The organism is uncultured Gimesia sp. (genome assembly GCF_963976445.1).
GTDB lineage: Bacteria > Planctomycetota > Planctomycetia > Planctomycetales > Planctomycetaceae > Gimesia.
Genome location: NZ_CAXBKP010000009.1, coordinates 187755 through 214638, shown reverse-complemented (window position 1 = coordinate 214638; position 26884 = coordinate 187755). Strand labels below are relative to the sequence as shown.

The 26884-nt window shown below is 48.3% G+C and carries 22 protein-coding genes; 9 read left to right on the top strand and 13 right to left on the bottom strand.

Going from position 1 to position 26884, the window contains the following annotated elements:
* Positions 1–7: 7 nt before the first annotated feature.
* Entirely contained in the window at positions 8–526 is a 519-nt protein-coding gene (locus tag AAC022_RS12625) for a hypothetical protein (protein WP_339731401.1), read from the top strand.
* Positions 527–586: 60 nt separating this feature from the next.
* On the opposite strand, the gene AAC022_RS12620 is transcribed toward AAC022_RS12625, so the two are convergent.
* The 5 genes from AAC022_RS12620 to AAC022_RS12600 form a co-directional block, all read right to left on the bottom strand.
* Entirely contained in the window at positions 587–1750 is a 1164-nt protein-coding gene (locus AAC022_RS12620) for a sulfotransferase (protein ID WP_339731399.1), read from the bottom strand.
* A 477-nt stretch (positions 1751–2227) separates the two neighbouring features.
* Positions 2228–3760: a xylulokinase gene (gene xylB / locus AAC022_RS12615; protein ID WP_339731397.1), complete on the bottom strand. Its 1533-nt coding sequence runs from the start codon at positions 3758–3760 to the stop codon at positions 2228–2230.
* 78 nt (positions 3761–3838) lie between these two features.
* Positions 3839–4603, bottom strand: a complete 765-nt coding sequence (locus AAC022_RS12610; protein ID WP_339731395.1) for a DUF1080 domain-containing protein — start codon at positions 4601–4603, stop codon at positions 3839–3841.
* A gap of 107 nt (positions 4604–4710) precedes the next feature.
* Entirely contained in the window at positions 4711–5478 is a 768-nt protein-coding gene (locus tag AAC022_RS12605; protein ID WP_339731393.1) for an SDR family oxidoreductase, read from the bottom strand.
* A gap of 190 nt (positions 5479–5668) precedes the next feature.
* Positions 5669–6640, bottom strand: coding sequence for a threonine/serine dehydratase (locus tag AAC022_RS12600; protein ID WP_339731391.1), 972 nt, complete (start codon positions 6638–6640; stop codon positions 5669–5671).
* A gap of 388 nt (positions 6641–7028) precedes the next feature.
* Between AAC022_RS12600 and AAC022_RS12595 the strand changes: the two genes are divergently transcribed.
* Both AAC022_RS12595 and AAC022_RS12590 read left to right on the top strand, forming a co-directional pair.
* Positions 7029–9422, top strand: coding sequence for a PSD1 and planctomycete cytochrome C domain-containing protein (locus tag AAC022_RS12595; RefSeq protein ID WP_339731389.1), 2394 nt, complete (start codon positions 7029–7031; stop codon positions 9420–9422).
* 5 nt (positions 9423–9427) lie between these two features.
* The gene (locus AAC022_RS12590; RefSeq protein ID WP_339731387.1) at positions 9428–10876 is read left to right on the top strand and encodes a DUF1501 domain-containing protein; all 1449 of its coding nucleotides are present in this window, start codon (positions 9428–9430) and stop codon (positions 10874–10876) included.
* A gap of 98 nt (positions 10877–10974) precedes the next feature.
* Here the strand turns inward: AAC022_RS12590 and purB are convergent, their stop codons facing one another.
* Both purB and AAC022_RS12580 read right to left on the bottom strand, forming a co-directional pair.
* Positions 10975–12405 (bottom strand): adenylosuccinate lyase, encoded by a 1431-nt coding sequence (purB, locus tag AAC022_RS12585; protein WP_339731385.1) that lies wholly within the window; start codon positions 12403–12405, stop codon positions 10975–10977.
* 90 nt (positions 12406–12495) lie between these two features.
* Positions 12496–13167 (bottom strand): metal-dependent transcriptional regulator, encoded by a 672-nt coding sequence (locus tag AAC022_RS12580; RefSeq protein WP_339731383.1) that lies wholly within the window; start codon positions 13165–13167, stop codon positions 12496–12498.
* A gap of 432 nt (positions 13168–13599) precedes the next feature.
* Here AAC022_RS12580 and AAC022_RS12575 point away from each other — a divergent pair, with 432 nt between their 5' ends.
* Positions 13600–15363, top strand: coding sequence for a hypothetical protein (locus tag AAC022_RS12575; RefSeq protein WP_339731381.1), 1764 nt, complete (start codon positions 13600–13602; stop codon positions 15361–15363).
* Complete coding sequence (locus tag AAC022_RS12570) at positions 15360–16382, top strand: hypothetical protein (RefSeq protein WP_339731379.1); 1023 nt, start codon at positions 15360–15362, stop codon at positions 16380–16382. Before AAC022_RS12575 ends, AAC022_RS12570 begins: the two co-directional genes overlap by 4 nt.
* On the opposite strand, the gene AAC022_RS12565 is transcribed toward AAC022_RS12570, so the two are convergent.
* Entirely contained in the window at positions 16379–17563 is a 1185-nt protein-coding gene (locus AAC022_RS12565) for a DUF1570 domain-containing protein (RefSeq protein ID WP_339731377.1), read from the bottom strand. The genes AAC022_RS12570 and AAC022_RS12565 overlap by 4 nt on opposite strands.
* Positions 17564–17847: 284 nt before the next feature.
* Between AAC022_RS12565 and AAC022_RS12560 the strand changes: the two genes are divergently transcribed.
* Complete coding sequence (locus AAC022_RS12560) at positions 17848–19209, top strand: hypothetical protein (RefSeq protein WP_339731375.1); 1362 nt, start codon at positions 17848–17850, stop codon at positions 19207–19209.
* Positions 19210–19258: 49 nt separating this feature from the next.
* Here the strand turns inward: AAC022_RS12560 and AAC022_RS12555 are convergent, their stop codons facing one another.
* From AAC022_RS12555 to AAC022_RS12540, 4 genes are all read right to left on the bottom strand, one after another.
* Positions 19259–19684: a SufE family protein gene (locus tag AAC022_RS12555; protein WP_339731373.1), complete on the bottom strand. Its 426-nt coding sequence runs from the start codon at positions 19682–19684 to the stop codon at positions 19259–19261.
* 44 nt (positions 19685–19728) lie between these two features.
* On the bottom strand, positions 19729–20811 hold the full coding sequence (locus AAC022_RS12550) for an Mrp/NBP35 family ATP-binding protein (RefSeq protein ID WP_339731371.1): 1083 nt from the start codon (positions 20809–20811) through the stop codon (positions 19729–19731).
* 105 nt (positions 20812–20916) lie between these two features.
* Positions 20917–21333, bottom strand: a complete 417-nt coding sequence (locus tag AAC022_RS12545; protein WP_339731369.1) for a hypothetical protein — start codon at positions 21331–21333, stop codon at positions 20917–20919.
* 513 nt (positions 21334–21846) lie between these two features.
* The gene (locus tag AAC022_RS12540) at positions 21847–22104 is read right to left on the bottom strand and encodes a hypothetical protein (RefSeq protein WP_339731367.1); all 258 of its coding nucleotides are present in this window, start codon (positions 22102–22104) and stop codon (positions 21847–21849) included.
* Between the two features lie 586 nt (positions 22105–22690).
* On the opposite strand from AAC022_RS12540, the gene AAC022_RS12535 reads away from it, so the two are divergent.
* Both AAC022_RS12535 and AAC022_RS12530 read left to right on the top strand, forming a co-directional pair.
* Positions 22691–23026: a hypothetical protein gene (locus AAC022_RS12535; RefSeq protein WP_339731365.1), complete on the top strand. Its 336-nt coding sequence runs from the start codon at positions 22691–22693 to the stop codon at positions 23024–23026.
* A 208-nt stretch (positions 23027–23234) separates the two neighbouring features.
* On the top strand, positions 23235–23519 hold the full coding sequence (locus AAC022_RS12530; RefSeq protein WP_339731363.1) for a DUF427 domain-containing protein: 285 nt from the start codon (positions 23235–23237) through the stop codon (positions 23517–23519).
* A 28-nt stretch (positions 23520–23547) separates the two neighbouring features.
* On the opposite strand, the gene AAC022_RS12525 is transcribed toward AAC022_RS12530, so the two are convergent.
* Positions 23548–24822 carry a YkgJ family cysteine cluster protein gene (locus tag AAC022_RS12525; protein WP_339731361.1) on the bottom strand — a complete coding sequence of 425 codons (1275 nt, stop codon included), beginning with the start codon at positions 24820–24822 and terminating at the stop codon, positions 23548–23550.
* 368 nt (positions 24823–25190) lie between these two features.
* Between AAC022_RS12525 and AAC022_RS12520 the strand changes: the two genes are divergently transcribed.
* Complete coding sequence (locus tag AAC022_RS12520; protein WP_339731359.1) at positions 25191–26624, top strand: hypothetical protein; 1434 nt, start codon at positions 25191–25193, stop codon at positions 26622–26624.
* Positions 26625–26884 lie beyond the last annotated feature (260 nt).

Genomic DNA, 26884 nt, shown 5'->3' with positions numbered 1-26884 from the left:
AAGTGATTTGGTAACATTTCAACACCCCAAGGGATTTCTCCCATTACCGATCAAGGATGCAGAAATTGTGACAGATACGATCCCGGGCATAATCGTTGGAACCCTGCTGGTTTTATTTGGTGCGGGACTGATTCAATTGCATCGTACCTCATGGTTCCACCGTCAGCACGATGATGACTTAAGCGATGATGATTTTCGGTTCTTTTCCAAGCAATACCGCCGACGGATGCAAACCTCGAGCCTACTGGTTCTGATTGGTTTTCTGATCATGATCGGCGACGCCCCCTATATGCCCTGGAAATCGTATCCGGGACTTTTTGCTGCCTATTGGGGAGGCATTCTGTTAATCGCCTTCTGGGTGTTCCTGTCAGCGATTGGTGATATGAGCGCTTCACGAGTCAGATCAACAAACCTGATTTCCCGTATTCAAGGGCAACAACGTCTGCTCGAAAAACAACTCTTGGAAATCAGAGAGAAGAAAAAGCAGACAACGGATAAAAATTCCACTTCAGAAAACGAGAAGTGATCCGGTGCATATTACGCGATTCTGAAGTTGGAGCGTTCTTGTCAGGCAATGTGAACAAGCCTAGGAAGCGACGCACTCTTTTTTAATCAGAGCATCTGAAGGTAATCGCTTATAACCAAACATCTCGAATGCTTTTTGCCAGCGCTCGTAGATTTTCTTTTCCTGAGCGGCGTCCATTTCGTATTTGTTTTTCTTGTAGGATTTTTGATCCTTCAAATACGGCTGTATGTTCTTTTCCAAATCATCAAATCCATCGAGATTCAGGTGCTCGTAAACTTTTCGGAGCTCGCTGACGGGATCTGCTTCGAGATCTTCAAAACGAACTTCATGCAGTTGACCTTCCGGCACAGTTTCTCGGTCCCGGCCATAAACCTCTAGATGATTCAGGTAAATATTGGACATGTCCTCTTCTAATTTTTCCATATCGAGAGGAGCAAAACCGTTATCGCCAAACATGGTCCGACGCAGATGCAACGTAGAATTATAAACCTTGTAGGGGTCTCGATTGATATAAACGAAGCGGGCATCAGGAAACATTTTCAGCAAAAATGGAATCCGATACGTATGCGTCGGAGACTTCAGCAATACACGCTTATTTCCCCCCGCCTTGAACGTCAGCTTCTTCATAAAATACAAAAATGTCTTTTTCCAGAGTGACGCTTCTTTCGGTGTCAGTTGATCCAACTCATAGAAGCGCTCATACACTTCCGGTTGATCGCTGAAGCTGATCGCCAGATAAGGGGACATCAAATGCAGCAGCAAAATGGATGTCTCATCTTCCTGAGGCAAATCCCAGGTAACCGGCATATTGTCCATGGGACGCTGCTTTGGCAACAAACGCTGCACCACTTGCTTCAGAACGGGCTCAGTGAGCAGAAAATGAGATGGAAACAGCATGGCGCCCATATTGGGATAGATGAATTGTTTATCCATCGACATCAAATTATGCAGCAAAGTGGTTCCGCTTCGCCAATGACCAATGATGAATACCGGCGGTTCCAGTTTGGTCTTGTTGACCCGCCGACTATAGATCAGATTTTCCATCATACTAAAGAATGAGTTGGAAAGACTAAATAAGCCGGAGGTAAGTAAACGAAACAAGCCGGACCAGCGAATGGTGGGACGCAGTCTCAAAAGTTTGATGAAATTGGTGACTCCAATTCCAGACCAGACACAAAAAGGGCCTTGAGAAGATCCGCTATTATTTTCCTGGCTTTTACTCATCTGCAGAGACGGTCCTACACTTTATCAACACAAGTCATAGCCCAGCTAATCAATATTTTGCCTGCGTGTCAGAAAATAGTGATCGATACCACTCGGCCGAAATGTAAAGAATATACTATAAATTTCTGAGATTGTCTGCGGGTAGGCAAAGTAGATTGGCGGCAATGCTGTTAATTTTTACCACTTGATCCAAAATAGAACGGACTTGGTTCATTGGACCTATCATAAGTTTACTTCGGCATCTCACGAGAAAGACTTCGACGAACTCTCTCCCGTTCAATGGGATTGACCAAATACAGACAACACTACTACGAATAAAGTGCGTGTCCTTACTCCCTCTAAACTAACTGTTTCACCTCAGTTGTACAATTGACACGACCAATAATCGCTTTGAATCGAATGATCCCTTTTCAAGCTTCAGAAGCATCAAAGCACATTATACTTCTATCTGAGCAAACCTGAATAGTGGACACCAGCCTAGTCGACTAAGCTCCTCATCGCTTGAAAATCATCTTTCAGTGAGGAATATAAACTTCGAAATACAGGGTAAGCCTGGTTGTATGTTTTTTTGCTTTTAGGGTTTACGGTCGTACTCTCGACGACGCGAATTGTGGCACCGCACGCCTCTACCACATCCTTATACGCCCCGGTCCCGGCAGCCGCCAGCAACGCAACTCCATATGCAGGACCTTCTTCGGCGTTGATTGTCACGACTTTTTGACCATAAATGTCAGCCTGAATTTGACGCCAGAATTTACTACGTGCTCCACCACCAGAAAGCCGAATTTCCTTCACCGGGATATTCAATTCCTTAATGATTTCCAGCGAATCACGCATCGCATACGTCGCACCCTCAATCACTGCGCGGCTCAAGTGAGCGCGACTGTGCCTCAGGCTCAACCCGATCCAGGCAGCCCGTGCATCGGGATCAGCATGTGGAGTCCGCTCCCCGGTCAGATAAGGCAGAAAATATAAGCCTTCACTCCCTGCAGGCGCCTCGGCTGCCTGTTCGGTAATCAGTTGATACGGGTCCACTTTCTGTCGTTTGGCAAGTGCGACCTGCTGCTCACAGAGCTGATTCCGATACCACTGCAAGCTACCGCCGGCAGAAAGCACCACGCCCATCACGTGCCACTTGTCACGAACCGCGTGACAGAATGTATGAGCCCGGCCTTCGGGATCAATCTGCACTTCATCGCTATGAGCAAATACAACCCCACTCGTGCCCATCGTCGCCGAGATCGCACCTTTTTTCACTATTCCATTGCCCACTGCACCAGCGGCCTGATCACCACCGCCGCCGACAACCGCGACACCTCTGGAAAGGCCCAGCAGCCGGGCCGCACCTTCAGTTAAATGACCACTGACGTCTTCTGATTCATAAACATCGGGTAGCAGCGATTCATCCAGTTCCAGTTTACTCAACAGCGGACGGCTCCATTTTCGCTGTTTGACATTCAGTAATAACGTTCCCGATGCGTCGCTGACTTCAGTCGCAAACTCTCCCGTCAGACGAAAGCGAACATAGTCTTTCGGCAGCAACACCTGAACCGTCTTATCAAAGTGCTTCGGTTCATGATTACGCAGCCAGAGAATCTTAGGCGCCGTAAAACCGGTTAACGCGGGATTCGCCACCATCTTAATCAATTTCTTCCGACCGCCGGCCCGCTCCTCGATCTCTGCACATTCCGCAGCCGTCCGCTGATCATTCCAGAGCAGAGCAGGCCGGATGACTTCGTGTTTCTTATTGAGGAACACACTCCCGTGCATCTGACCACTCAGACCAATCCCTTTCACATCTGCTGGCTTGATTTTACCCGCTTTCAAGACTTTGCGAACACTTTTGATCGTCGCCTGCCACCAGTCTTCCGGATCCTGTTCCGACCAACCAGGATGAGGGCTGTAAAGTGGATACTCTACCATTGCGGAAGACAGGATTGTTCCATCTTCCTGCATCGCCAGCGTTTTCGTGCCACTCGTTCCAATATCCACGCCCAGAAAAACTGCCATGCTGTAGTCCCTCATCCTCAGTTAATAAATCAAACGCTGCCACCAGTATCACAAGTTATCTTGATAGACGATATACAATCACTGGGGACAGACACAACCAGTGGGATGGACTGCGGAAATCTCACGAACCCAGATATTGCGAAACTTCGTATCGTTTTGATGAAACTGCAACTGAATCGGCAGCTTCGCTTCATGAGCCGTATAAAACGGTGGCTGATGATAGAAAGTATCCCCTTGAAGTTCTGTATGATTTTGCACAACCACACCATTCTGAATCACGGTAATATAAGCCGGCTTGACTAGTTGGCCGTATTCATCAAATCGGGGTGCATTGAATATAATATCATAAGTCTGCCATTCTCCCGGTTTGCGACAGACATTAACCATCGGCGGCACTTGTTTGTAAATCGATCCGGCCTGACCGTCAAAGTATGTTTTATTCTGATAGGAATCCAGAATCTGAACCTCATATTTCCCCATCAGAAACACACCACTGTTTCCGCGGCCCTGTCCTTTGCCTTCAATTTTTTCCGGAGTCGCCCATTCAAGATGCAACTGGCAGTCGCCGAAAGATTGCTTGGTGTCGATGCTCTGGTCTGTGGTAATCGCATATCCATCCTTAATTTTCCACTTATCGCCGCCCTTCCATTGATCCAGGTTCTTTCCATCGAACAGCACAATCGCATCGGATGGAGGCTGATGCGGATTGGCGGTCACCACGGTTGGCTCTTTCCAGATCAACCCGTTTTTATATTCATCCACCAGATTTCCATAGGTGTGGTAAGCAGTTCCCAGAAAAATCACAACAATTAGAAAATGAAAACCTTTGCGCAAGCCTGTCATAATCACGTCCTTTTATCTCTATGTTGATTGTGTAAAGAATGAATTCAATAATTCGATATTCTAAAAGTGCTCTGACGGTCTGAGTCTTTAAAAAAGAGTCTACCGAATCAATAGTCGAGGCTGGCGCCCCCTTCGGCTTCAATGGCCTGACCGGTCAAGAAACTCGAATCGTCGGTCGCCAGGAACAGTGCCAAACGCCCCATCTCTTCAATCGTTCCCATGCGTTTGAAAACCTGAAGATCAGAAACGCGTTTCAACGCCGTCTCTGGATCGGGCAGGGACTCCGCCCAGTCTCGCATTAATGGTGTATCAATATTACTGGGCAGAATCGCATTCACCCGCACGCCAGCTTCTCCCAGTTCAATCGCCAACGATTTGGTAAAGCTGACCTGAGCCCCCTTGGTCGAGCAATAACTGGTCGAATGATGCTGTCCCAACACCGCCGTCATCGACGACATATTTATAATCGTTCCTTTGGTTTTACGTAGATGCGGCAGCGCATACTTTGCACCAGCAAACGTGCTGAGAAAGTTCACGCGCATCAACGCTTCCATTTCTTCGATACTTGTTTCTTCCAACGACATTGCCGGCGGATGAACACCGGCATTGTTGATGATGCAATCCAGTCGACCGAACTGTTCCACAACCAGTTCAACCGCAGATAAAATCTGTTCATGCTCGCCGACATCACATTGCACAAAGATCGCTTTGCCGGGCCCTTTTTCGTTCAGTTCGCGGGCTAAATCTTGACCTGCTTTCATGCCTCGTGCCAGGATCGCGACCATGCCGCCTTCTTCGCAAAAAACACGCGAGCAGCCTTCACCAATGCCTTTGCTGCCACCAGTCACAATTACAGCGCGGTCTTTAAATCTCATGCTTCCCTCAAACGATCTATCTCGCAGGATCAAACTCGGAATCAACGGGCGATACTATTTCCGGTTTGTCATTTACGGTAACAATTACCGTAAGGGAATTCCAATCAAAGACCAAATTGAATTCGCAAACACGGATTAATTAAATGAGCTTTATTTTCCCCGTGTTCCATTCAGGCTGATCAGCCCGAGTTTACTGCTCCGAACCGAGGCGTAAGATTTCAGGAAGCTCTGCCAGATTCAAATTGCCGCCACTCAAAATCGCTACGACCGTCTTACCTTGAAATCGCGCTTTATTTTTTAAGACCGCAGCCAGCGTGGCAGCCCCCGCACCTTCTGCCAGATTGTGGGTCTCTTTCAGAATGTGATAGGTGGCAATCCGCATTTCATCTTCGCTGACCAATAGAAAATCATCCACGACCGACTGCATAATTTTCTGAGTCAGCTCAGCCGCCGATCGCGTAGCAACCCCTTCGGACCAGGTATCTGCGGATTCCGTTGTCTGCATTGTCCCTGATTTCCAGGACAACTGATTTGCCGGTGCATTCGCCGCCGCTACACCAATCATTTCCGTAGTTGGGCTCAAGTGCCTGGCGACGATGCCCGTGCCACAAACACCACTCCCCATGCCGACCGGAACGAGAATCACATCAGGTGCCTTCAGCGTTTCAAATATTTCTATCGCCTGTGTTCCCACACCGGCAATTAACTTCGGTTCATTTGCGGAATGAATGTATCGCCGTTTTCCATCGACCAATTCCTGCTCCAGATACTGCTTCGCTTCTTCAAAGTCTGCTCCTGCTTCGATGATTTCCGCTCCCAGTAGTTTGATCGCATGCACTTTATCCGGGTTATTATTTTTTGGAACCACAATCGTACATTTCACGCCAAACTTGCGTGCCGCATACGCGAGCGACTGACCATGATTGCCCGTCGAACAGCCTATGATTCCCGCCGCGCGTTCCTCATCAGAAAGCGTGCTGACCAGATTGATCCCCCCACGCACTTTAAAGGCCCCCACCGGCTGGTGATTCTCATGTTTCAAATAGAAGTTGGTTCCCGTCAACTGGCTCAAACCGGGCCACTCATAAAGGGCCGTCGGAGCCAGAACTTGACGAACGCGGGGAATAGCTTCCTGAACATCCTGAAAGGTAGGAATTTGCATAATAAGGGATACCTGACTCAAGAGATTTCGCAAAGAGAATGAGTTCGTTCGGAATGACACAAAACTCTCGTTGAAGTTCGTTAGAAAATCCATCCTTGTCAAGTTCTGAAACGTTTGTTTTCAAGATCAATCAGGAGATCACATTATTGCATCGGATCTAAACGCCTGTTATCATTATGAAAGGGACTGGCTGTGGTCAACGTATCAAGGGCCAGTCTCAAGAAACACTACCTGCCAGACTTTGGGAGTCTGACTACCGTTAACTCAATTCGTTACGGATCGGTGTCACCAAACCAGTTTGCAACGCGTTTGATGTACCAGGAACTCCGGGTTCTGTTGAAATTTCCCCCGGTACTTCTCTCGCGTCCCCGATTGAGGGCGAACTTCCATGTACCGAATCATGCTAAGACATCTCTGGATCGGACTGATTGTCTGTTTCATATTCCCCATTCAGGCCAGTTTTGCACAGAACAAAGTCAGTTTCAATCGTGACATTCGCCCGATTCTTTCCCGAAACTGCTTTCACTGTCACGGCCCCGATTCCACTCACCGCGAGGCAGATCTGCGCCTGGATATCGAAACCGGGTTGAAATCAACGATGGAAGATTCATCAACCATTCATCCCGGCAAGCCAGATCAAAGTCAGTTATTCGAACGCATCACCAGCACCGACGCCGACTTGGTAATGCCACCCGCTGACTCTGGAAAATCACTGAAGCCCTCTGAAATTCAATTAATCAAACAATGGATCACAGACGGCGCCCCCTGGGCCAAACACTGGGCCTATCAACGACCACAGACAACGCCGATCCCTGAAGTCGAAGATCAAAACTGGCCTGTGAACTGGATTGATCGCTTCATTCTCTCGCGTCTGGAAGAACAGAACCTGCAACCCGCTGAGGAAGCAGATAAAGTCACCTTAATCCGTCGCCTCAGTTTTGATCTGACCGGTCTCCCCCCCACTCCGCAGGAGGTCGATCAGTTTGTTAACGATCAAAGCTCAGACGCGTACGAAAAACTCGTGGACCGCTTATTGGCATCTCCCCATTACGGCGAGCGGATGGCCATTTACTGGCTGGATCTGGTCCGCTTCGCAGATACAGTCGGTTATCACGGCGATCAGGACCATAGCATCTCCCCCTATCGGGACTATGTGATCCGCGCATTTAACGAGAACATTCCCTTCGACCAATTCACTCGCGAACAGTTGGCAGGAGACTTACTCCCCCATCCCACGCTACAGCAGAAAATCGCCACTGGTTATAACCGCGTACTGCAAACTTCTCATGAAGGAGGTGTGCAACCCAAGGAATATCTGGCGATCTATGCAGCTGACCGCATTCGGAATTTTTCCGGCGTCTGGATGGGTGCCACGATGGGCTGCTGCCAGTGCCACGACCATAAGTATGATCCCTATACCATCAAAGACTTTTATTCGCTCGTTTCATTTTTTGCCGACATTGATGAAGCAAAACATTTTACGCGAGGTTCGAACCGCCTCCCCACCATCCGAGAACCAGAAATCTTTATTTATACCGCACAGGAGAAACAACAGATCTCCGAAATCGAAGCAAACATCAAAACGACCCAACTGGCATTAAAAGCAACAAAGCAGAAGCAAGAACAAAAACAACTCGAACAAAAACTGGATCAACTGAAAAAGAACCGAGCCGCCATCGATAAAAGTGCGCGAAAAACCATGATTACAGTCTCCATCAAGCCCCGCGAAATTCGGGTTCTCCCTCGCGGCAACTGGCTTGATGAAACCGGCCCCGTCGTTCAACCCGCTATTCCGAATTTTCTGGGAACATTGAAAACGAGTAACAGCCGCTTGACTCGCCTTGATCTGGCAAACTGGTTATCAGACGAAGATGGATATGGTTTAATGTTAGCGCGCGTGATGGCCAATCGCTTCTGGTATCTTTTCTTCGGCCGCGGAATTGCTCCCGTCTTAGATGATTTTGGAGGGCAGGGGGGACCACCTCACTCTCCCGAACTCCTCGACCAATTGGCACTAAATTTCTACAAAGAGCAATGGGACGTTAAACAGACTGTCAAATTCATGGTCATGAGCCGCGCTTATCGTCAGTCTTCTCTCGAAACGACGGAACAGCGAAAACAGGATCCATTCAATCAGCTCCTGAATCGACAGGCCCGCTTTCGCTTACCGGCCGAAATGATCCGCGATAACGCGCTGGCCGTCAGCGGTTTATTAGTGACCGATATTGGCGGCCCCAGTGTGAAGCCTTATCAGCCAGCCGGTTACTATCGGCACTTGAATTTCCCAACACGGAAATACGTCGCGCATACGGATGAACGACAATGGCGTCGTGGCCTGTATGTGCATTGGCAACGGCAATTTCTCCATCCCATGTTGAAAGCCTTCGACGCTCCCAGCCGTGAAGAATGTACGGCGCAGCGTCCCCGATCCAATACACCGATTGCCGCCATGACTCTACTCAACGATCCGACCTTTGTGGAAGCCTCCCGCAAATTCGCCGAAAACGTTTTGCAGAATGGCGGCGATTCCGATGCAGAAAAAATTCGCTATGCCTTTTCGAAAGCAACCTCGCGGACTCCTGAAAACAGGGAAACCGAAGTGCTGATGAATTTATTAAATACCAATCGCAGTGAATATCGGTCAAAACCTAAAGCCGCCGTTGAACTGACGAAATCCGGATTGGCCAAAACGAACCCGGAACTAAACGCCAGAGAACTTGCGTCCTGGACGGAAATCACACGCGCGTTATTAAATTTGAATGAAGTGGTAACAAGGAACTAAATGCAATGAGAATCGGGGACCACATTCAAAACAGCTTGAACCGTCGCACATTCCTGGCAAATTCCGGCGTTGGACTGGGGGCGGCTGCACTCAGCTCGCTGTTATCCGGTGAAACCACCGCTTCAGCCAAATCACCGTCAAAACAGTCGCTGGTCGGCGGACTCCCGGGCTTACCGCATTTCGCACCAAAAGCAAAGCGGGTGATTTTTCTCTGTATGGCCGGAGGGCCCACACATCTTGAGACATTTGACTATAAACCCAAGCTGGCAGCGATGGATGGAAAACCATTTCCCGTAAGCTACACCAAAGGCCAACCGATTGCCCAGCTGCAAGGAAAAGAACTGAAATGCCAGGGACCGTTAACCAAATTCCGCAAGTACGGTAAGAGCGGGCAGGAGGTCAGCGACTTCTTGCCCTGGACGGCAAAAATTGCAGACGACATCTGCATCATTCGTTCAATGGTCACCGAACAGATCAACCACGATCCCGCGCACACGTTTCTCAACACCGGAACCGCCATCAGCGGACGGCCCTCGATGGGCTCCTGGATCACCTATGGACTGGGAAGCGAAACAGAAGAGCTGCCGGGCTTCGTCGTACTCACCAGTGTCGGAGGGCGGAACCCTCAACCGATTGCTTCGCGTCAATGGGGCACCGGCTTCCTGCCGAGTCGCTATCAGGGAGTCCAATTCAACTCGACCGGTGACCCGGTGAACTATTTAAAAAACCCGGCTGGCGTCAGTGCCCGGCAGCAGAAAGAATTAATCGATACCGTTCAGACACTCGATCGCTTCCGTAATCAGCGTGTGGCGAATCCCGAAATTGAAACCCGCATCGCCGCTTACGAAATGGCATTCAAGATGCAGACCTCTGTCCCGGAACTCATGGACTTGTCCGGCGAATCGAAACAGACATTGGAAATGTATGGCGCTGAACCGGGATCGGGAACTTACGCCACCAATTGCCTGCTGGCCAGACGCCTGGCCGAGCGTGGTTCTCGTTTTATTCATCTTTATCACCGTGGCTGGGATCATCACGGCGATCTGGTTCGCCATATGAAAACCTGTTGTGGCTTAACCGACAAACCAACCTGGGCTCTCATCAATGATCTCAAACAGCGAGGCATGTTAGATGAAACCCTCGTGATTTGGGGAGGGGAATTCGGCAGGACTCCGATGTTCCAGGGTAAAGGGGGCGCGGGCCGCGATCACCACATTAAAGGTTTTTCCCTGTGGATGGCCGGGGGAGGGATAAAAAGTGGAATTACCCATGGTGCAACCGACGAGTTGGGCTATAATTCCGTAGAAGACATCGTAAACGTCCGTGATCTGCATGCAACAATATTACATCTGCTCGGAATCAATCATCAACAATTCAGTGTGGAATTCCAAGGCCTGGACACCAAACTCACAGGGGTCGAAGAAGCACACGTCATAAAAGACATTCTTACGTAGCATGGCACTATAGAGTCCCTGAAAAGCGCCCCGATGGTCTTGATCATCGGGGCGCTTCCTTTTTGGGGAACGTAACAGTCGCCAGATTCAAGCTGCGTTTAAACCTTCAAATCTTCTGCCCCTTGTGCCAGGTCACTCTGATAACGCTGTCTGACGGGATCGATGATCTCCGCGATAAACGCATCGACCTGTTCCGGAGCGCGACCAATATATTTCCGAGCATCCAGAGCGCTGGTTAAATCACAGCCGGCAAAGGCTGGATCTTTCTGCAGACGTTCGATCAAATCGTTTTTCCCGCCACGCACCTTTACTTCTGCACCGGCAGCCTGGCTATGTACGCGAATCTGTTCGTGTAAATCCTGACGATCGCCGCCCGCTTCGACGCCGGCCATCAGAAATTCCTCGGTCGCCATGAAGGGCAGTTCTTCGTTTAGATGTTTCTCAATCACCTTGGGATAAACCACCATGCCATCCACGATATTACGATACAAAATCAAAACGGCATCAATGGCCAGAAATGATTGTGGCAGCGACAGACGCCTGTTGGCACTGTCGTCCAGCGTCCGTTCCATCCATTGCGTCGCCGCGGTATCTTCTGCATTCGCGGTCAAGCTGATCGCAAACCGGGCCAGCGAACACATCCGTTCGGACCGCATGGGATTCCGTTTATAGGCCATTGCCGAGGAACCGATTTGATTTTTCTCAAACGGCTCTTCCAGTTCCTTGCGGCTTTGCAGAATCCGAATATCATTTCCCGCTTTATGAGCCGACTGACCAATGCCACTTAACGCCGATAAAACCTGCGCATCCACCTTGCGCGAATAGGTCTGCCCCGTGACGGCATAACGATCTGTGAAACCCATTTTCTCTGTCACACGTCGGTCCAGCTCATCAACTTTCGCATGATCGCCTTGAAACAGTTGCAGAAAGGTCGCCTGAGTTCCCGTCGTTCCTTTGACACCGCGAAAACGGAGTTTTTCCAGCCGATACTCAATTTCTTCCAGATCCAGAATCAGATCATAGCACCAGAGCGTCGCTCGTTTTCCGACAGTCGTCGGTTGAGCCGGCTGAAGGTGTGTGAATCCCAGACAGGGTAAATCGCGATACTCGTTCGCAAACTTCGCAAGATGATCAATCACAGAAACCAGTCTCGTTCGAACACGTTCCAGACTTTCACGAATCATCACCAGTTCGCTGTTATCGGTGACAAAACAACTGGTGGCTCCCAGGTGAATGATCGCTTTGGCATCAGGACAACGTTCTCCATATGTATGCACGTGTGCCATCACATCATGTCTTAGATCTTTTTCAGCCTTCGCAGCCAAATCAAAATCAATATCATCAACGGCAGCTCTCAGAGACTCCACCTGTGCAGCTGTTACAGGCAGGCCCATCTCATGCTGCGATTCTGCCAGCGCAACCCATAATCGGCGCCAGGTGGAATGTTTTTTCTGAGCCGACCAAATCTGGCTCATCTCTTGTGATGCGTAACGACTAATCAACGGATTTTCATAAGTAAGATGACTCAATTTTTTCTCTTTCTTCAGCACGGCGAACCTTGAAGCTCACCCAGGTTCCATTAGCTTATATTTCACGAAGTTCGGTAGGATGTCAGGTTTCTAGAACGGGACCACTTTTACATTCTCGGCGACATGAATTCCCATCGAGATCACATGTCCGTTCCATTCAGAAACGACGATTCCCGCTTCGACATTTTTTTCTTTGACCGTACCTTCCGAACCGATTTTTAAACCCGACCGGGAAAGAAATCGTAGAAATTCGGTTTCCTGATCGGTCACCTGGACAATTTGAACGTGCGTCTCGGGTTGGCATTCAGCCAATGTCGTCAGGTTTGGATAAGCGCGACGCATCTGCCCATCGACCGAAGGAATCGGATCTCCATGTGGATCGGTCTCCGGAAACCCCAGATACTCATCAATGTGATCGACGAGAAAATCACTTACCGCATGTTCCATATTTTCTGCTTCCGCATGAATCTGATCCCAGGTCAGTTTTAACGTTTGAAACAGAAACAGTTCAATCAACCGGTGTCGTCTCAATACCCGAATCGCAGACTGCTTGCCACTCTCAGTCAGGCAGGCTCCTTCATACGGACGATACTCCACCAGCTTGGATTGCTTCAGGGTTTTAAGCATGCTGGTCACGGTACCCGGCGCCACTTTCATGTATTTGGCGAGTTCGCCGGTACTGATCCATTCCGAATCAGACTGCAGGCTGATTTGTAAGATCGCCTTCAAATAATTCTCGACGGTTAAACTAGTTACGTTCACAAATAAATCCTGTTTCATCAAATGAGAAACTCTTACACAACTTAAGAGATTACATGGATCACGAGAAACGTAACCATCGTCCAGAGACCCCAATCGCAGCTCGCAAGCTCTATTTATCCTAGCAACATCACAAAATAGTTGGAACAAATACCCCACACGAATTTAATCGCATTTTAAGATAGCACACTGTTCCCTCCTCTAGTTGTGAATGACTTCAACTCTCTGACATATAAACACTTACTACTGTTTATCGTAGGCCCGCTGATTCCTGACTTTTCTATGAATTCCACTACTTTGGGTGATGCTGATACTCGGATTGTGCCGATTTTAATGATTGTACGGTTTCCTCTCGATCCTCTCCTTTTACTGTCTTATTGTCATAAGGAAGGCCGGATGTTCTGCTGGCGCTTGGTTTATCTCAGGTTCTTGGTAATGCTCCTTTTGGCAGGATCATTCAATGCTGCCACTGCGCAAACGATCTATCGGGAGATCGGGGCCCCTCAAAACCAGCAACGCCAGACTGCCGTCATCGGACTGCTAGGTGAATTCCACCACTGTGCCACCTATGAAATCTCCAGTCAGAATCTTGATTTGAACAAGGTGATAGCCCAAACAGGGGGCATGACTCCAAATGCGTCAGGAATCATCCGCATCATTCGAGGCGGACGCATCAGCCAGGATCTATTCTATTCTCCCAACACTGATTTCCCTCTGATGCATGGCGACGTGTTGATTGGATTAGAATCGTCGGCGAATGACATTAATGTCTCATCTGAGCAAAACTGGAATGGAAGCCGGGGAACTCAACAACAAAAGTCTCCACAACTGATCCAGATTGCGATCCTCAATTTAGTCGACCGTCCGGTTGTGTTCGGCGTTCCAGCAGAAATTGCCGATCTGGCCGGAATTCTACGCTGCCTGAGACAACCCCTCGAACAGTATCCACAAATTGCACAAGCAATCACAGTCATTCCCCCCAAACGAATTCATAACAACGCGGATTTCAAAACCAGAAAACTGACTTCGAAATTCGCATCAGGAACCGTGCTTGTCCTGGGACCTTCCAGTGGCATTGACCTCACAATGATTCCCCATAACCTGCCGAGCCCACGACGCTTGCAGGCAGCACACTCTCCGTTTCAGGAATCACCAAATGAATTAAGACAACCAGCGTCGGTCTCACTCGAAAAAGCTCCCTTTCGACAAACCAACTCTACCACAGAAGTAGAACCACAAATTCAGCACGGGGTCACACACCCGGAAGACATTCCGCAAACGTTAGAATCGACTCCGCTGAAAACGAAAAAAGGAACACTCCAGCTTAACGGCCCCGTTCTGCAGCAGACAGCCGCCAGCTTAACTCTGGTACCCAAGCCAAATAGTCCCCAGGCTGAAGAAAACGCAGGGAAATCGGTCGATCCAACAGACAAACAACAGAACTCTAATTCTTCAACGGTTCCCGACCTGAACCTGACCGTAGCCCCCGCGCCTCCTGTGGATTCCGTTCAGGTTCTAAGTGATGATGATCTACCCAAATTCGAGGAATTCGAAGAGACGGAAAATTCATCCTGGCCACAATGGGTCACTTATTTACTACTGGCAGTCATTGCTGGCGGGGTCTGGAAATATCTCCAAAGACGCGCAGGCCGGAGTAGTACAACCAGTCACACAAACCCCCACACCGTTTCAACAAATAATTCTGAGACAGAACCGGCAACGATTATTACTAACTGGGATTCCTTACCACCACTGCCGAATAAATCACTTCTGGAACAACTCCTGGAGAATGATATCCCTGTCATCGAAGAGACGCCACAAATTCCGACGCAAACATTTATTTATGGACGTCACCAAACCAGATCTGCGCGGGTCGATCAAAAAGAAACCCTCAAGGGGCCTCACTTTACGAAGCAAATCGATCCTGGGCCGCTGGCTTCTGAAAAGCAGAGAACCACAAATTCAGCCCCAGTGGCTTCAGAGCCACCCCAGACGGAAAAAAAATTGAAAGCACCTGCGTTTCGCTTCGATCGGTCTCATCCGGGAACAACACAACCGGCTGAAGAAAAAATGACTCCCACAAAAACGAAGAACGCCTCCACGTCGAACCAGAAACAGTCGGTCGCGGCGGAAGCAAATCAGAATTCCGGTATCCTGGATCGAGTTCTGCAGGCAATGCAGGGAGTGATGCCAAAATGAGTAGCTCATTATATATTAGCTCAACCTGCCTGAGAGTTTTACAAAACGACTCCAACCACAAGTTAACACGCCGCTCCATTGAGACTGCGTATACAGTACTGGATGATACACACGAGAACCGTCAACTGCTGCAAAAAATCGCGGTCCCGTTTCTCTTCTCCGAGGGAACACTAATCATTCCAGGAGAAAACGCTGGGCAAATTGCCCGCTTTTCACATTCACCACTCTACCCGCTTTTTACTAAAGGGGAACTGGGATTAAATGATCCCGTGCATCGGCAGTTACTTTCAACGCTGATTCAGTCCGTCCTTCCCAAAGCGCGGAGAACAGGCGAATATTGTTCGTTTATCACACCGGGAACGGATCCGGCAGGGCCACTCAGTAAACTCGTCTCACAGTTGATCACCCTGCAAGGCTTCACTCCCTTTGCAACGACCATTACACAGTCTGCCGGATTAGCTGCTCTTCCCGCCAGTTTACACTATTCAGGATATATCGTTTACCTTGGCCATTCGCATTCAGAAATTGGGCTGATTCACCAGTCTCGCGTGGTTGTAAGGCATGCTGCCCCTTATGGTAGTGAATGGCTGGACGAACAACTGGCTTATGCTTTCAAATTCTTTACAACTGATTCAGAAGGGGAAACCGTTCCCGATTCTGCGAAAGCCAGAACCAAACGTCTGAACCCGGAGATCAACCTTAGCCCCTACCTCTCGAATCATTCTCTGCTGACTAACTGGTACGAATCGCTATTCGATAGTCTGTTAGACGAATTCGCTTCCAAAATGGATTCGATGCAGAATTATATCGAAACATTGGAAACACTTCCGGTGGTCTATATGGGCGAACTGTCACACATTGATGGATTCGACGAATTGCTGGCACAGAGTCTCTCCAGCCGAAAGATTCGTTTTGATACCGGTCAGGTCATGCTGAAGGAAGACGAACATTTCACCATCACTCGCGGCGCGCTGGTTATGGCTGCCATGGAAGATGAAACGCTCAGTCGGGCTGCTTAATTCTGCTGAACCAGTTCCTGCGTTAACTGGTTCATGAAGTTCAAATAGTTCACTTCCATCGTCCGAAGATTCGTTTTGAAGGCGGTCCTAAAATCCTGCTCACGGTCACCAGCCGAGTATTCTTTGAGCGGATCGCGCTCTGAAATTTTTTTCAGATAACGGGCATAGCGTGCCGGTTGTGTTTCCACCAGATAAAACGTCAGCGCCCACGCCTCGGCATAAGCGTCTAAGGTTGAAGAATGAAACAGTCGGTCATCTCGAATAAATGATTGCAACGACTCTTTTCCACGACGTTTCTGAGCATAATGAGTAAACCACAAGAGTCGCGTTCGATTAATCCGCGAGGCCGACTTGGAACGTCCCCCTGTATGAGCACGCAATTCATCCGACTCGAATGTCGTCGCCAGACCTTCAACAACCCAGCGAGGATTCTCCCCAACACGCGAATGCAAGCCGGTATTAAAGGCAACCTGGTGGGTCGCTTCATGAATCATTGTATCTCGTAACGCTTCGGTCAAATTTTTGCCCGTGGTTGATAATCGCGAAAATGCGATTTCATTTTCAGCCTGATTCTGATCTAGTTCAACAGAAGAGGTCGCAGTGCGCTGATCGAACAAAGCAGTCCGATTTGTATGTGGGTGATAATATCCAAGCAGGCCATCACTGGCACGCACGCCATCTTTTTTACAGTACGCGAAAAATTGATCACGGTCAGGAAAAATAACCGTGACCATTAGAAATTCAGGAGACTTAACCTGATATCCCCGTAACGAAAAATAATGCGAGAAGGAATCGTACAGATCTTCAAATACGCCCCCATATGCTTTTGCCTTACCGCGCGGCGCACATATCAGATAGTGCCTGGTCGCGATCACTTCAAAAACCGGGCCGAACTCTTCCTGTAACTGTTTCTTCATTTTGCTGAGTGGCAGACGCTGAAATTCCGATGCCACCCGGCGGTAGGCTGTGACTTTTTTCAGAGGCACCTCTGACAGTCTGCCGGTCTGATCGATCATCCAGCTGATATCATCGTTATGCGCGATTGACTTGCCGACAAAAACCTCATTTTTGGTTTTCATCTCAATCAGAGAAGGAGGCTTCGCGGAGGCCGGCGTCTCCATTATCAAACAGAGACCGACCAATAGAACGCCAGTCAGAATAGTACGAAAACGGGATAACATCACATGAGTTTCTAATCAGGTTGCAGGTTCTGTTTCAATCATTTTTCTCTATATTAAGTGTAATCCCCAATCTGGGATCCGGCTCCAGAAAACAAAGTCTGTGGCAAATCAGTGATTTAAGACGGATGAATCAAAGGGGACGTAGCGGTTATAATCATCACAACAATTGTATTCTCAAATTCTCCCGGTGATTCCCATACTCTAACTGGTTACAATTGTATTGTGGTGGAATCTCGACGAGAAACGGCTATCGTAGCTTTAGAATAGGATTGGAAAGAATCACTGTGTCACGTGTCTGGTTTCAGCTAGTAATTGTTGCACTCGGTCTATTTTGTGCTTTCACAACAGTCAGCGCGAATACCGTTCTGCTCGAACAAAAAGTAACTGAGCAGGAGCAAATCAAACAGCAGATTTCAAAGCTCATCCAAAAACTCGATTCAAACCAGCGGCTCGTTCGCCAACAAGCTGAACTCCAGTTAGCCGCATTGGGAAAACCGGTTTTATCGTTACTCCCCCCTCCCGAACTCGTTTCCAGCAATTCCGCCCGCGAAGCCCTCAAACGTGTGCGAGTGAAAATTGAGCAACAGGCCGCCAGCGACTCGCTCAAAGCATCTCGCATCACGCTGACAGGCAAACATTCACTCGAACAAATTCTCAACGCCATTTCAAAACAGACCGGAAATCAACTCGATTCCAGTAAACTACCGGAAAAGATTTTAAACAACGAAATTCAGATCGATTTTGTAAAGACTACCTTCTGGCCAGCCATCGACGACTTAACCCATAAACTGCCACTGGCATATCAGATTAATGGGAGCAACGGCTACTTACAGCTTCAACCTGCAACAGAGACACCACCGCTCCAGTCAAAACAGGAAAGACAGATCTACTATGACGGGCCATTTCGAATTGAGGTTGCAGGCATTGAAAGACGCGCACTCATCGGAAACGCAGGGCGTGAATTACTGCGGGCCACGTTTCAAATTCAGGCTGAGCCGAGGTTAAGACCGCTTTTCCTGAGTTATTTTGCCAGTGAAATTCGGGCAAAATCGGATCGAAGCCTGACTCTGCCTCCGTTCAATCCAGATGCGAAATACGAACTCCCATTGGGTGAAGGAGGCAAGGATTTAAAATTCACCATGCAATGGATGATGGACAACAGGCAACCCCTCGAATCAATTCAGATTCAGGGAGATCTGAAAATGGAATTAGCCGCCGAAACACTCCCCATTACCTTTGATCAATTATCGAATTCTCAAGGAGCTGTTCGAAGACGCGGCAATGTATCCGTCGAATTACTGGAAGCAGAGACAATCAAGCTTGCATCCACACAGAACCTGAATGTACGCATTGCTCTGAGCTATGACTACGGCGGCCCCGCATTCGAATCCCACCGCACCTGGATCTATCACAACCGGGCCTATCTGCAGAGCCCGCAAGGCAAGAAATATTGGTTGAACGGCTCATCGCAAACAACGCTGGAAAGCGCTGGAAAAATCGGTGTGCTCTACCGGTTCACCGACCTGCCTCAAAAGCAGACTGACTACCAATTTACCTACCTGGCTCCCACACTGATTACGTCTGCCCCCATTCAGTTTCAGTTTCAAAATCTGAAAGTGCCCGCCGAAGTCAACACGTCGAATTAACCCGACTAGTTCACCTACGACTTCTCTCATAGTGCAACAAAGCCGCCGATTATTGTTGCTCAGCTAATAATTTTGCTTCCTGCTGAACGCGCTCGACCATTCCAAACAATCCATTTTTTCTCTGCGAGCTAAGATACTTATCGAGCTGCAATTGAGAAAAATGTTGTTTGACATCAATCGCCAGGACTTCTTCCGGAGTTTGATTATTATAAATGGCAAGCAACACCGCGATTAAGCCCTTCACGATTAAGGCATCGCTGTCCGCATGGATCTCAAGTACTCTCTGATCTTCGACCTGCTTTAATTCCGTTGTGAGCCAGACCATGCTCTGACAACCATGCACGCGATTCGCTTCCGTCTTGTCAGCCTCAGGCATAGGCGGTAATTCGAATCCTAGATCGATCAGAAAGTCACAGCGTTCTTCCCAATCTTCTAGAAACTCAAATTCCTCTATCAGCTCTTCAATGCTTATCATTTTCTCAGTCGTATTATCTGTTATTGAATTCTGGTTCAATTCCATTAGAGAATTTCCAAGGGTGGTCTGGTCGGATTTTCCAGCAGAGTACGGGCAATTTCAATCGCCGTGTTCTCTGCCACCTTCAGCAGATGTGTCTGCGATTCGCAATCCTCTGTCACTAACTGAGAGATTTTTCCCTCATCGGATTTTTCCCGAATTTCCGCGTTCATCGGAATTTCACCAAGAAACGGGATCTGCATTTCTTTGCCCTTCGCCTGCGCGCCACCGCGGCCGAAGATCTCACCAGACATATTTTCCACAATTCCCAGAACGGGAATTTTTACCTGGCGAAACATCTGCACCGCTTTGACAGCATCTAGTAACGCCACCTGTTGAGGAGAACAGACCACGACAGCACCGGCCAGATCAAGCATTTGCGATAAGGTTAACGAAACATCGCCTGTTCCCGGGGGCATATCAATCACCAGATAATCGAGCTCTCCCCATTCGGTATCTTGGAGAAACTGAGAGATTGCTTTATGTAGCATCGGCCCACGCCAGATGACGGCTTGCTCAGGCTCGACAAAAAACGCCATCGACATCACTTTTAATCCATCCGCATCCACCGGCACGATACGTGTGAGAGTCTGGCCATCCTTCCCCTGAAACTCCTGGGCTACCGGTTTTTCACTGGTTCCCACCAGATGCGGGATGCTTGGCCCGTAGACGTCTGCGTCGACCAATCCGACGCGTGCACCAAATTCTTTAAGGGCATATGCCAGACTTGCGGCGACCGTACTTTTGCCAACGCCCCCTTTTCCAGCACCCACGGCGATTACGTTTTTTACATTCAATCCCAGCCGACCACCTGAGTTCTTTCCCTTGATTTTGGTCGAATATTCAATCTGCAGATCTTCACAATCGGAAAACTGAGATCGGATAGCATTCTCTATCAACTCTGATAATTCGGACTGCAGAGGATACGAGGGAACGGGTAATTCGATTTGAACGGAAACCGCTCCCGTCTCTCCAACCGTCGCCGCCTTTAATAAGCCCGATGAAGACAACGGCTTTTTAAAGACAGGATCGATGAGCTCTTTAAGACAGCCCTTTAAGTTTGTTTCATTGATTTCAGAATTTGCCATCAGCCTTTAATGCTTTCCAATAACTACAAAATTGATTCGTGTCTCAGCAGATTTCTTAACGTTGTCTCGGATTGGGTCGGAAAAAAAACTCCCACTTAGATAGTATCAATCAGCTATTTTTGCTTGCCTGTAATTGAAGCAACCGTCTGCATGCGGTTGAGCCAAATGCCAGCGGCAGATCCTCGCGATCCGCTCTGGCTCGAAACAGCCTATCTGTAGATGAAACACACCAAGCTCTCTTAAGGCCCACTCCAGATTGAATAAGGGTTCTTCCGAGAAAACCATTACGGAAAAAGAAACGTTTGCGCCCAGGCACCTTTGTAAAAACTGCAAACTGACAGGCTTACCGATTCCCAGATCAATGATCACGATCAGTTCTTCTGCAGTTTCTCGAAGAGCATGCTGAAATAGAATGCTCTCAGTAGAAAAACTGCGAATCTGCCAATCCGCTTCCCCTTCAAACTGCCATTGAAGCTCAGATACGATGTGTGTCCGCTCTTCCAGAACAAACACCTTTCTCATAAAAGCCCAATCCCATTAAACATACGACCACACCACAAGGCCTGAGACGACATTGATTTGTCTTAACCTATCTCAATCGTATACATGCCCGGCTTGAATACAACTCATACAAGGGCCCTGAAATCACTCCTCAGAGTTTTTTTTCGATTCCCAGCTTCGAAAGAGAAAACCGAATTCTCAACAATACGAAATATACATAAAAGCACCAATATCTCTGCTTATCAATAATCTGAGGATTAAGACTTGCCACCAAAGCAAAACTGAGGACGTCATAATCGATACAAGTGACGTTTCAGGACCCACTTTGCGACAAGCAGCAACAATTTCACGTTTATTCGAGGACTTTCTGGCCAATCTGGTCGAAAAAAATAGTCAGGTTTACCTTTTTTAATTACGTGAGGATTTGGACTCACAGGTTGATCAGAAAACCTCATCTGATTTTAACCCTGACTGAGTACCTCACGACCGTCCACGAAGCGAATCCTTGGAGATTGCCCAAATGAAATTGTTAAGTTACGTTGCCGCTTTAGCGGTTGTTTGTTGTGCTGGTGCCTCTGTTGAAGCTGCAAGCTTCCTCGGTAAAGGATGTTGTGCTCCTAAAGCAACATGCTGTGCCCCAGCTCCTAAAACTTGCTGTGCACCTGCTCCTAAGTGCTGTGCTCCTGCACCAAAGGCTTGCTGTGCTCCTGCACCCAAGACTTGCTGTGCACCAGCTCCTAAGACTTGCTGTGCTCCTGCTCCTAAGACCTGCTGCAACAATTCTTGCAACACCTGTGACTCAGGTTGCGGTCACCGCAAACTGTTCAAAGGTTCCTTCATGAGAGGTTGCAAAGACCGTTGTGGTAAGATGTTCAATCGTTGCAAAGACCGTTGCTGCAAAGTAAAGGTTCGTTGCTGCAAAGTTAAGAAGTCTCGCTGCTGTGCTCCAGCACCACGAAGTTGCTGTGCACCAGCTCCTAAGACTTGCTGTGCACCATCACCTAAGTCTTGCTGCAACTAATCAGATTTGAGGAATTCTGCAGTCCCGGCACTATGGGATTGGCCTATCAGGTCCGAAGGGCAGCTTCAATTAGCGTGAACGTCAAGTCCGAGGGAACTGTTCCCTCGGACAGACTTCACAAAACAAATTGAGCTTCTAGAACTCCTTCAAATTTGAGAAATTGAACTAAGCAGGTATTAAGATTAAAAATGATGTCTCTCTTTCAGGGAAACATCATTTTTTTATGCGCACACAGTTTACTCACTCTCCTCCAAATCAGATGCTTTCATTTTCACTGAAAAACTTATAGACTCAAGGCAGACAAAAAAACATTACTTTGATTACTTCTGATTCAGCTCAGCTGCCAAGTACGGTTCCATGAAAATTGAAGACTTGCTCAAACGATTCAAATGGGAACAAATTCCCAATACCAAAGGGCGATTTACGCTTAGCCCCTCTGAAAAATCATTGTCAGTCGAAGCGCTGATTGATTCAGAGGAGGTCCAAATTAAACAATATCCATCGGCACATCCAGACGAGTTGATACACGTCGTGGAACTCGAAGATGGAGGTCTGATCTCCTACCAGCGAAAAGATGCAACCTGCATTCATACTTTGAACTCAAAAAACATGTTCAAAAGAAAACAGTGGGAACTCGGGATTATTTCTTACAGTCCCCGACAAATGCCTGAAGAGCACCATCAGACACCATAAACAGTCCCCTCGTCCAGCCAATGATTTCAAATCATCTGCATGATTCAAACCGAAAAAATCTTTTTCAAAATAGCTACCTTATTTTTTGAATATTTTCATGGTTTTCGATCCAAACTTGGCTAGTATGTCTGTGGGCAACCTCGATAAATATCCATTCTCATTTCATTTATAAGTTCTATTAATACAACTTAGCGATGAGGAGTGCGGTGTGCCCAAAGCAATTTGGAACGAGGCGATACTGGTTAATTCAGATGAGACCGTCACGGTCGATGGAGACGTTTATTTCCCGATGGAGTCGGTTAATCATCTCTTTCTGAAAAAAAGCTCATCGACTTCGATCTGCCCCCGCAAGGGAAAAGCACTTTTCTTCGATGTCGTCGTTGAAGAAAAAGTGAACCGCGATGCCGCCTGGTATTACCCCGAGCCTGAACGAGAATACCAGCAACTGACGAATCGCATTGCGTTCTGGAAAGGCGTTCAAATCTGCCAATAATCTTGAAGCCGGTCACCTCTCACTGCCGCTATTGACCATACCAGCTGATGAGCTTTTTGATATCTTGTGAACGAGACAAATTCCTCACGCGGCTGCGAAAATGAGGCAATCCAAATACAGGCGAATATCCGTGATGATGATCGGCAATACTCATCGCCTCATTCACATCCTCTGGTAATAGCGTCGAACGCCCCTCACCCGCGGCAATCCAGCGCGCGATCCACATGATTGCCGGGAACATCAGAGCCAGATGATAAAAACCTTCGACAAAAGGAATCTCATAATAAGCGGCTCCGAAAAAATGCAGTCCCTGAATTTTTACCCGATAATACCGTGCAAACAGCTTTTCACACTCCGGCGGGAGTTCACCAAATGATTCTTCCAATACCGAAAATGAGACCGATTTAAATCGGTCCTGCAATCGAGGAATTTCACCTTGAGTAAACGTAAATTTTAGAGCTGACATCAGCAGCGAAAAACGTCTGGTCAAACCGCGGGAAGAGGCAGCAAAGGTATCTTTCCTCGCATACTGTGCCGCCAGTAAACGAAACTGAATCCCCCCCAGACGACTGGGAGCGGTACGGCTCAATTCCAGATCGCCGGGAATTTCCTGTTCTGTCGCCTGACTGATCAACTCCAGAAATTCATCCAGACGTTGTCCACGAATCGTTTCAAAGCGGGATTGCTCAACTAATTCCACCCAGGCAATCGATCGCAATAGTTTGACCAGAAACCGGGTATCCTTCGCTTCAAAAAACTGATCCAGAGCCCCGACAACTTTCAACGTATCAGGCCAACCCAGTGTTTCTTTCGATGTTAGCCCAGGAGCAGGCGGCGCCTTATAGCGTTTGGGGAGTACCTGATCGACAATTTTCCGGATCTCACCAGCTTGCTGATCAACCCGCTTTCCCAGATTGGAAACCACCGACGGACAGCTGAACCGTAAGCTCACCGCAATCTCATTACCCGCCGGATGAAAGGCATAAGGATAGACCTGGCAAGCCAGTGGTTTCGCTGGTTCACCAAACTTGGCATGGATCCGGCAGAGTCCCTGTTCATTCAGAAAGATACAGGAACCGTCCGACTGGTGCGCTAACCGATATCGCTTGCTGGTCGGCGACAGCCCCATCTTCACAAGCACAGGCTGCCCCGCAGGAATCGATTCGTCCTCCTCCCAACGCTGTTTCTCGATTCGCTCCTTTTCTTCCACCGTGATTTCAATCTCATGCTGTTTACAACAACCGGCACAGTTATGACAGTTCCAGTTTTGGATTGTAGGCAGAATCAATGGGGGCGAAGACATGAGAGTTCTTTGATGGAAACACTTTTATACGAGAAAACACGGCCATTTATTGTAAAGATTACAAAAACGAAACGCAAAGTATCTGCACTTCCAAAATTTCTTGCCAAGTTTTTCTGCCGAGCAGACAGAATCCCCGATTCGGTATAGACACATATTCAAGATTCTCTAAAATCCCGCTCGCTTACTGGATACAAGTTTGTTTTTGTACTCGTCTCCCCGCAGAGACCATTCACATCAATCCCCGCTGTATGTGATGCAAAAACGCCCGAATTCTTCGTTCCAGCAGGCACACCCGTCCATAGATTTTTCCCTCTTTGTAGATCACCAGTCTCTTTTGGGAAATCACTTGGAACATTAAGGACCCAATCATGTCGATGCGATTTCTATTTAATATTTGCTGGTGCGCTCTGCTGAGCTGCGCTGTGTCTGGATGCTATTCCCACCATCAGTATCCCTATGGAGGAACGTATCCCAGCCCGTACGGAGCACCCAACGGTCCTTACGAAATGGCACCTGGTAGCATTCCACCTGGAAGTTATCCAGTCCAACCCAATCTGGGACAGCCCGTACCGCCGCCTCAGGGATCACTCCCTCCAACAGGCTCTCAGGCTTATAGCGATCAGTTTCCTAACAATACAACAAATAATACCAACTACGATGGCGTCGATTCCCAATGGCAACAACCCCTCAATAGCTCCCCCGGTCCGAGTAACGCGCCCTTTGATTCCAATCCGACTGCGTCAGGCAGGAATGCAACACCCGGCAGTGGTCTAAATCAGAACCCCACAGGCAGCCAGGCCGTTCCCAGCTACCAGGACCCGAACAAGATCAATCCCAATTCGAATTCATTCGGGAATGAGTTTGAGCAAAACACCACGCCCCCCCCGTCCAATAACACCAGTAATTCCTTCCCTGGAAATGCGAATGATCAGTTCAATAGCAATCAATCACCGCAGCCTCTCGGCGGCAACGCGTCACCAATGAACGACCAGTTTGGCCCTGGCAGCGACGACCAGTTCCAAAGTAACCAGCCCAACCAGCTCCAGCAGCCAAAAGATGAATTCCAGCAAAATGACAACGAAGGCTTCAGCGTGCCTCAAGTTGAACAGCAAAGCTTTGAAAGTGGCGGCAATAAGTTTGACCCCAATAACAGTAAAATGTCAGCTCCCTCTGACGATGATGTATTTGGTGCTAACCCGAATAAATTCGAAGCCAATCCAATGCCTCAAGACACCTTTGACGCCAACCCCAATGACCAATTTAACTCCAACCCCAACGACAGTAGCCAGGAGTTCCAGCCTCCGACCAACGGTTCCCCAGGAGACAATGACACCTTCCGTCCAAACAGCAGTTCGCAGATGAACTCCGCACCAGGCAAAGTCAGCCACGCCAATCATCAATCTCGTGCCTCTGGACCGCAACTCGTCAAATCAGATCCGTTCATGACACCTGCAAAATTTCAATCAGCTTCGTTTGAATTTCCCGCTGATTCCAATCAGCAGACGTCTGCTGGTAAATCGCCTTCTCCTTTCAATTATGACAAACAAAACTACCGCTGGCTGAGAGGCATTGTTGAATTCGACGAGCAGGAAAAACGATGGAATATTACCTACAACGCCACGCCCAATAAATCAGACAGATTCGGTGGCAACATCGTGCTCATCGAGCAGGGAGAATTAAACCGTTTCCGAAACGGAGATGTCGTCCTGATCGACGGTCACATTGATGGTTCACAACAGGACAAAATGGGTAAACCCTGCTACCGTATTTCTAAAGCACAAAAACTGACCCCCAAAAAATAGCGCCGTCGCTTCACTACCGGATGTCGTAAATATTCGAATTTCTGAAGAGTCTTGATTTTTTCAATACTTTTCAACAAGATATTTCAGCCCTGATTTTAGGGCTTTTTTTACGCCTTGACTCCCCGCTCCCCTTTTCTACCATGTGTTAAGTGCGTCGCACGCGCGAGACAAATCCTCTCTTCACCTGCTCCCTTCCGCACCTGTCGATATTTTTCCTGCGAAAACCAAGCGACTTTTGCAGTTTTACACGCATCTGGAAG

Bases quoted from the DNA above. Each gene is read 5' to 3' on its own strand.
- AAC022_RS12595 (WP_339731389.1), top strand. From the start codon at position 7,029: ATGTACCGAATCATGCTAAGACATCTCTGGATCGGACTGATTGTCTGT.
- AAC022_RS12575 (WP_339731381.1), top strand. From the start codon at position 13,600: ATGCTCCTTTTGGCAGGATCATTCAATGCTGCCACTGCGCAAACGATC.
- AAC022_RS12620 (WP_339731399.1), bottom strand. From the start codon at position 1,750: ATGAGTAAAAGCCAGGAAAATAATAGCGGATCTTCTCAAGGCCCTTTT.
- AAC022_RS12520 (WP_339731359.1), top strand. From the start codon at position 25,191: ATGTCGATGCGATTTCTATTTAATATTTGCTGGTGCGCTCTGCTGAGC.
- AAC022_RS12555 (WP_339731373.1), bottom strand. From the start codon at position 19,684: ATGATAAGCATTGAAGAGCTGATAGAGGAATTTGAGTTTCTAGAAGAT.
- AAC022_RS12545 (WP_339731369.1), bottom strand. From the start codon at position 21,333: ATGAGAAAGGTGTTTGTTCTGGAAGAGCGGACACACATCGTATCTGAG.
- AAC022_RS12600 (WP_339731391.1), bottom strand. From the start codon at position 6,640: ATGCAAATTCCTACCTTTCAGGATGTTCAGGAAGCTATTCCCCGCGTT.
- AAC022_RS12550 (WP_339731371.1), bottom strand. From the start codon at position 20,811: ATGGCAAATTCTGAAATCAATGAAACAAACTTAAAGGGCTGTCTTAAA.
- AAC022_RS12565 (WP_339731377.1), bottom strand. From the start codon at position 17,563: ATGTTATCCCGTTTTCGTACTATTCTGACTGGCGTTCTATTGGTCGGT.
- AAC022_RS12535 (WP_339731365.1), top strand. From the start codon at position 22,691: ATGAAAATTGAAGACTTGCTCAAACGATTCAAATGGGAACAAATTCCC.
- AAC022_RS12610 (WP_339731395.1), bottom strand. From the start codon at position 4,603: ATGACAGGCTTGCGCAAAGGTTTTCATTTTCTAATTGTTGTGATTTTT.
- AAC022_RS12525 (WP_339731361.1), bottom strand. From the start codon at position 24,822: ATGTCTTCGCCCCCATTGATTCTGCCTACAATCCAAAACTGGAACTGT.
- AAC022_RS12590 (WP_339731387.1), top strand. From the start codon at position 9,428: ATGAGAATCGGGGACCACATTCAAAACAGCTTGAACCGTCGCACATTC.
- xylB (WP_339731397.1), bottom strand. From the start codon at position 3,760: ATGGCAGTTTTTCTGGGCGTGGATATTGGAACGAGTGGCACGAAAACG.
- AAC022_RS12570 (WP_339731379.1), top strand. From the start codon at position 15,360: ATGAGTAGCTCATTATATATTAGCTCAACCTGCCTGAGAGTTTTACAA.
- AAC022_RS12605 (WP_339731393.1), bottom strand. From the start codon at position 5,478: ATGAGATTTAAAGACCGCGCTGTAATTGTGACTGGTGGCAGCAAAGGC.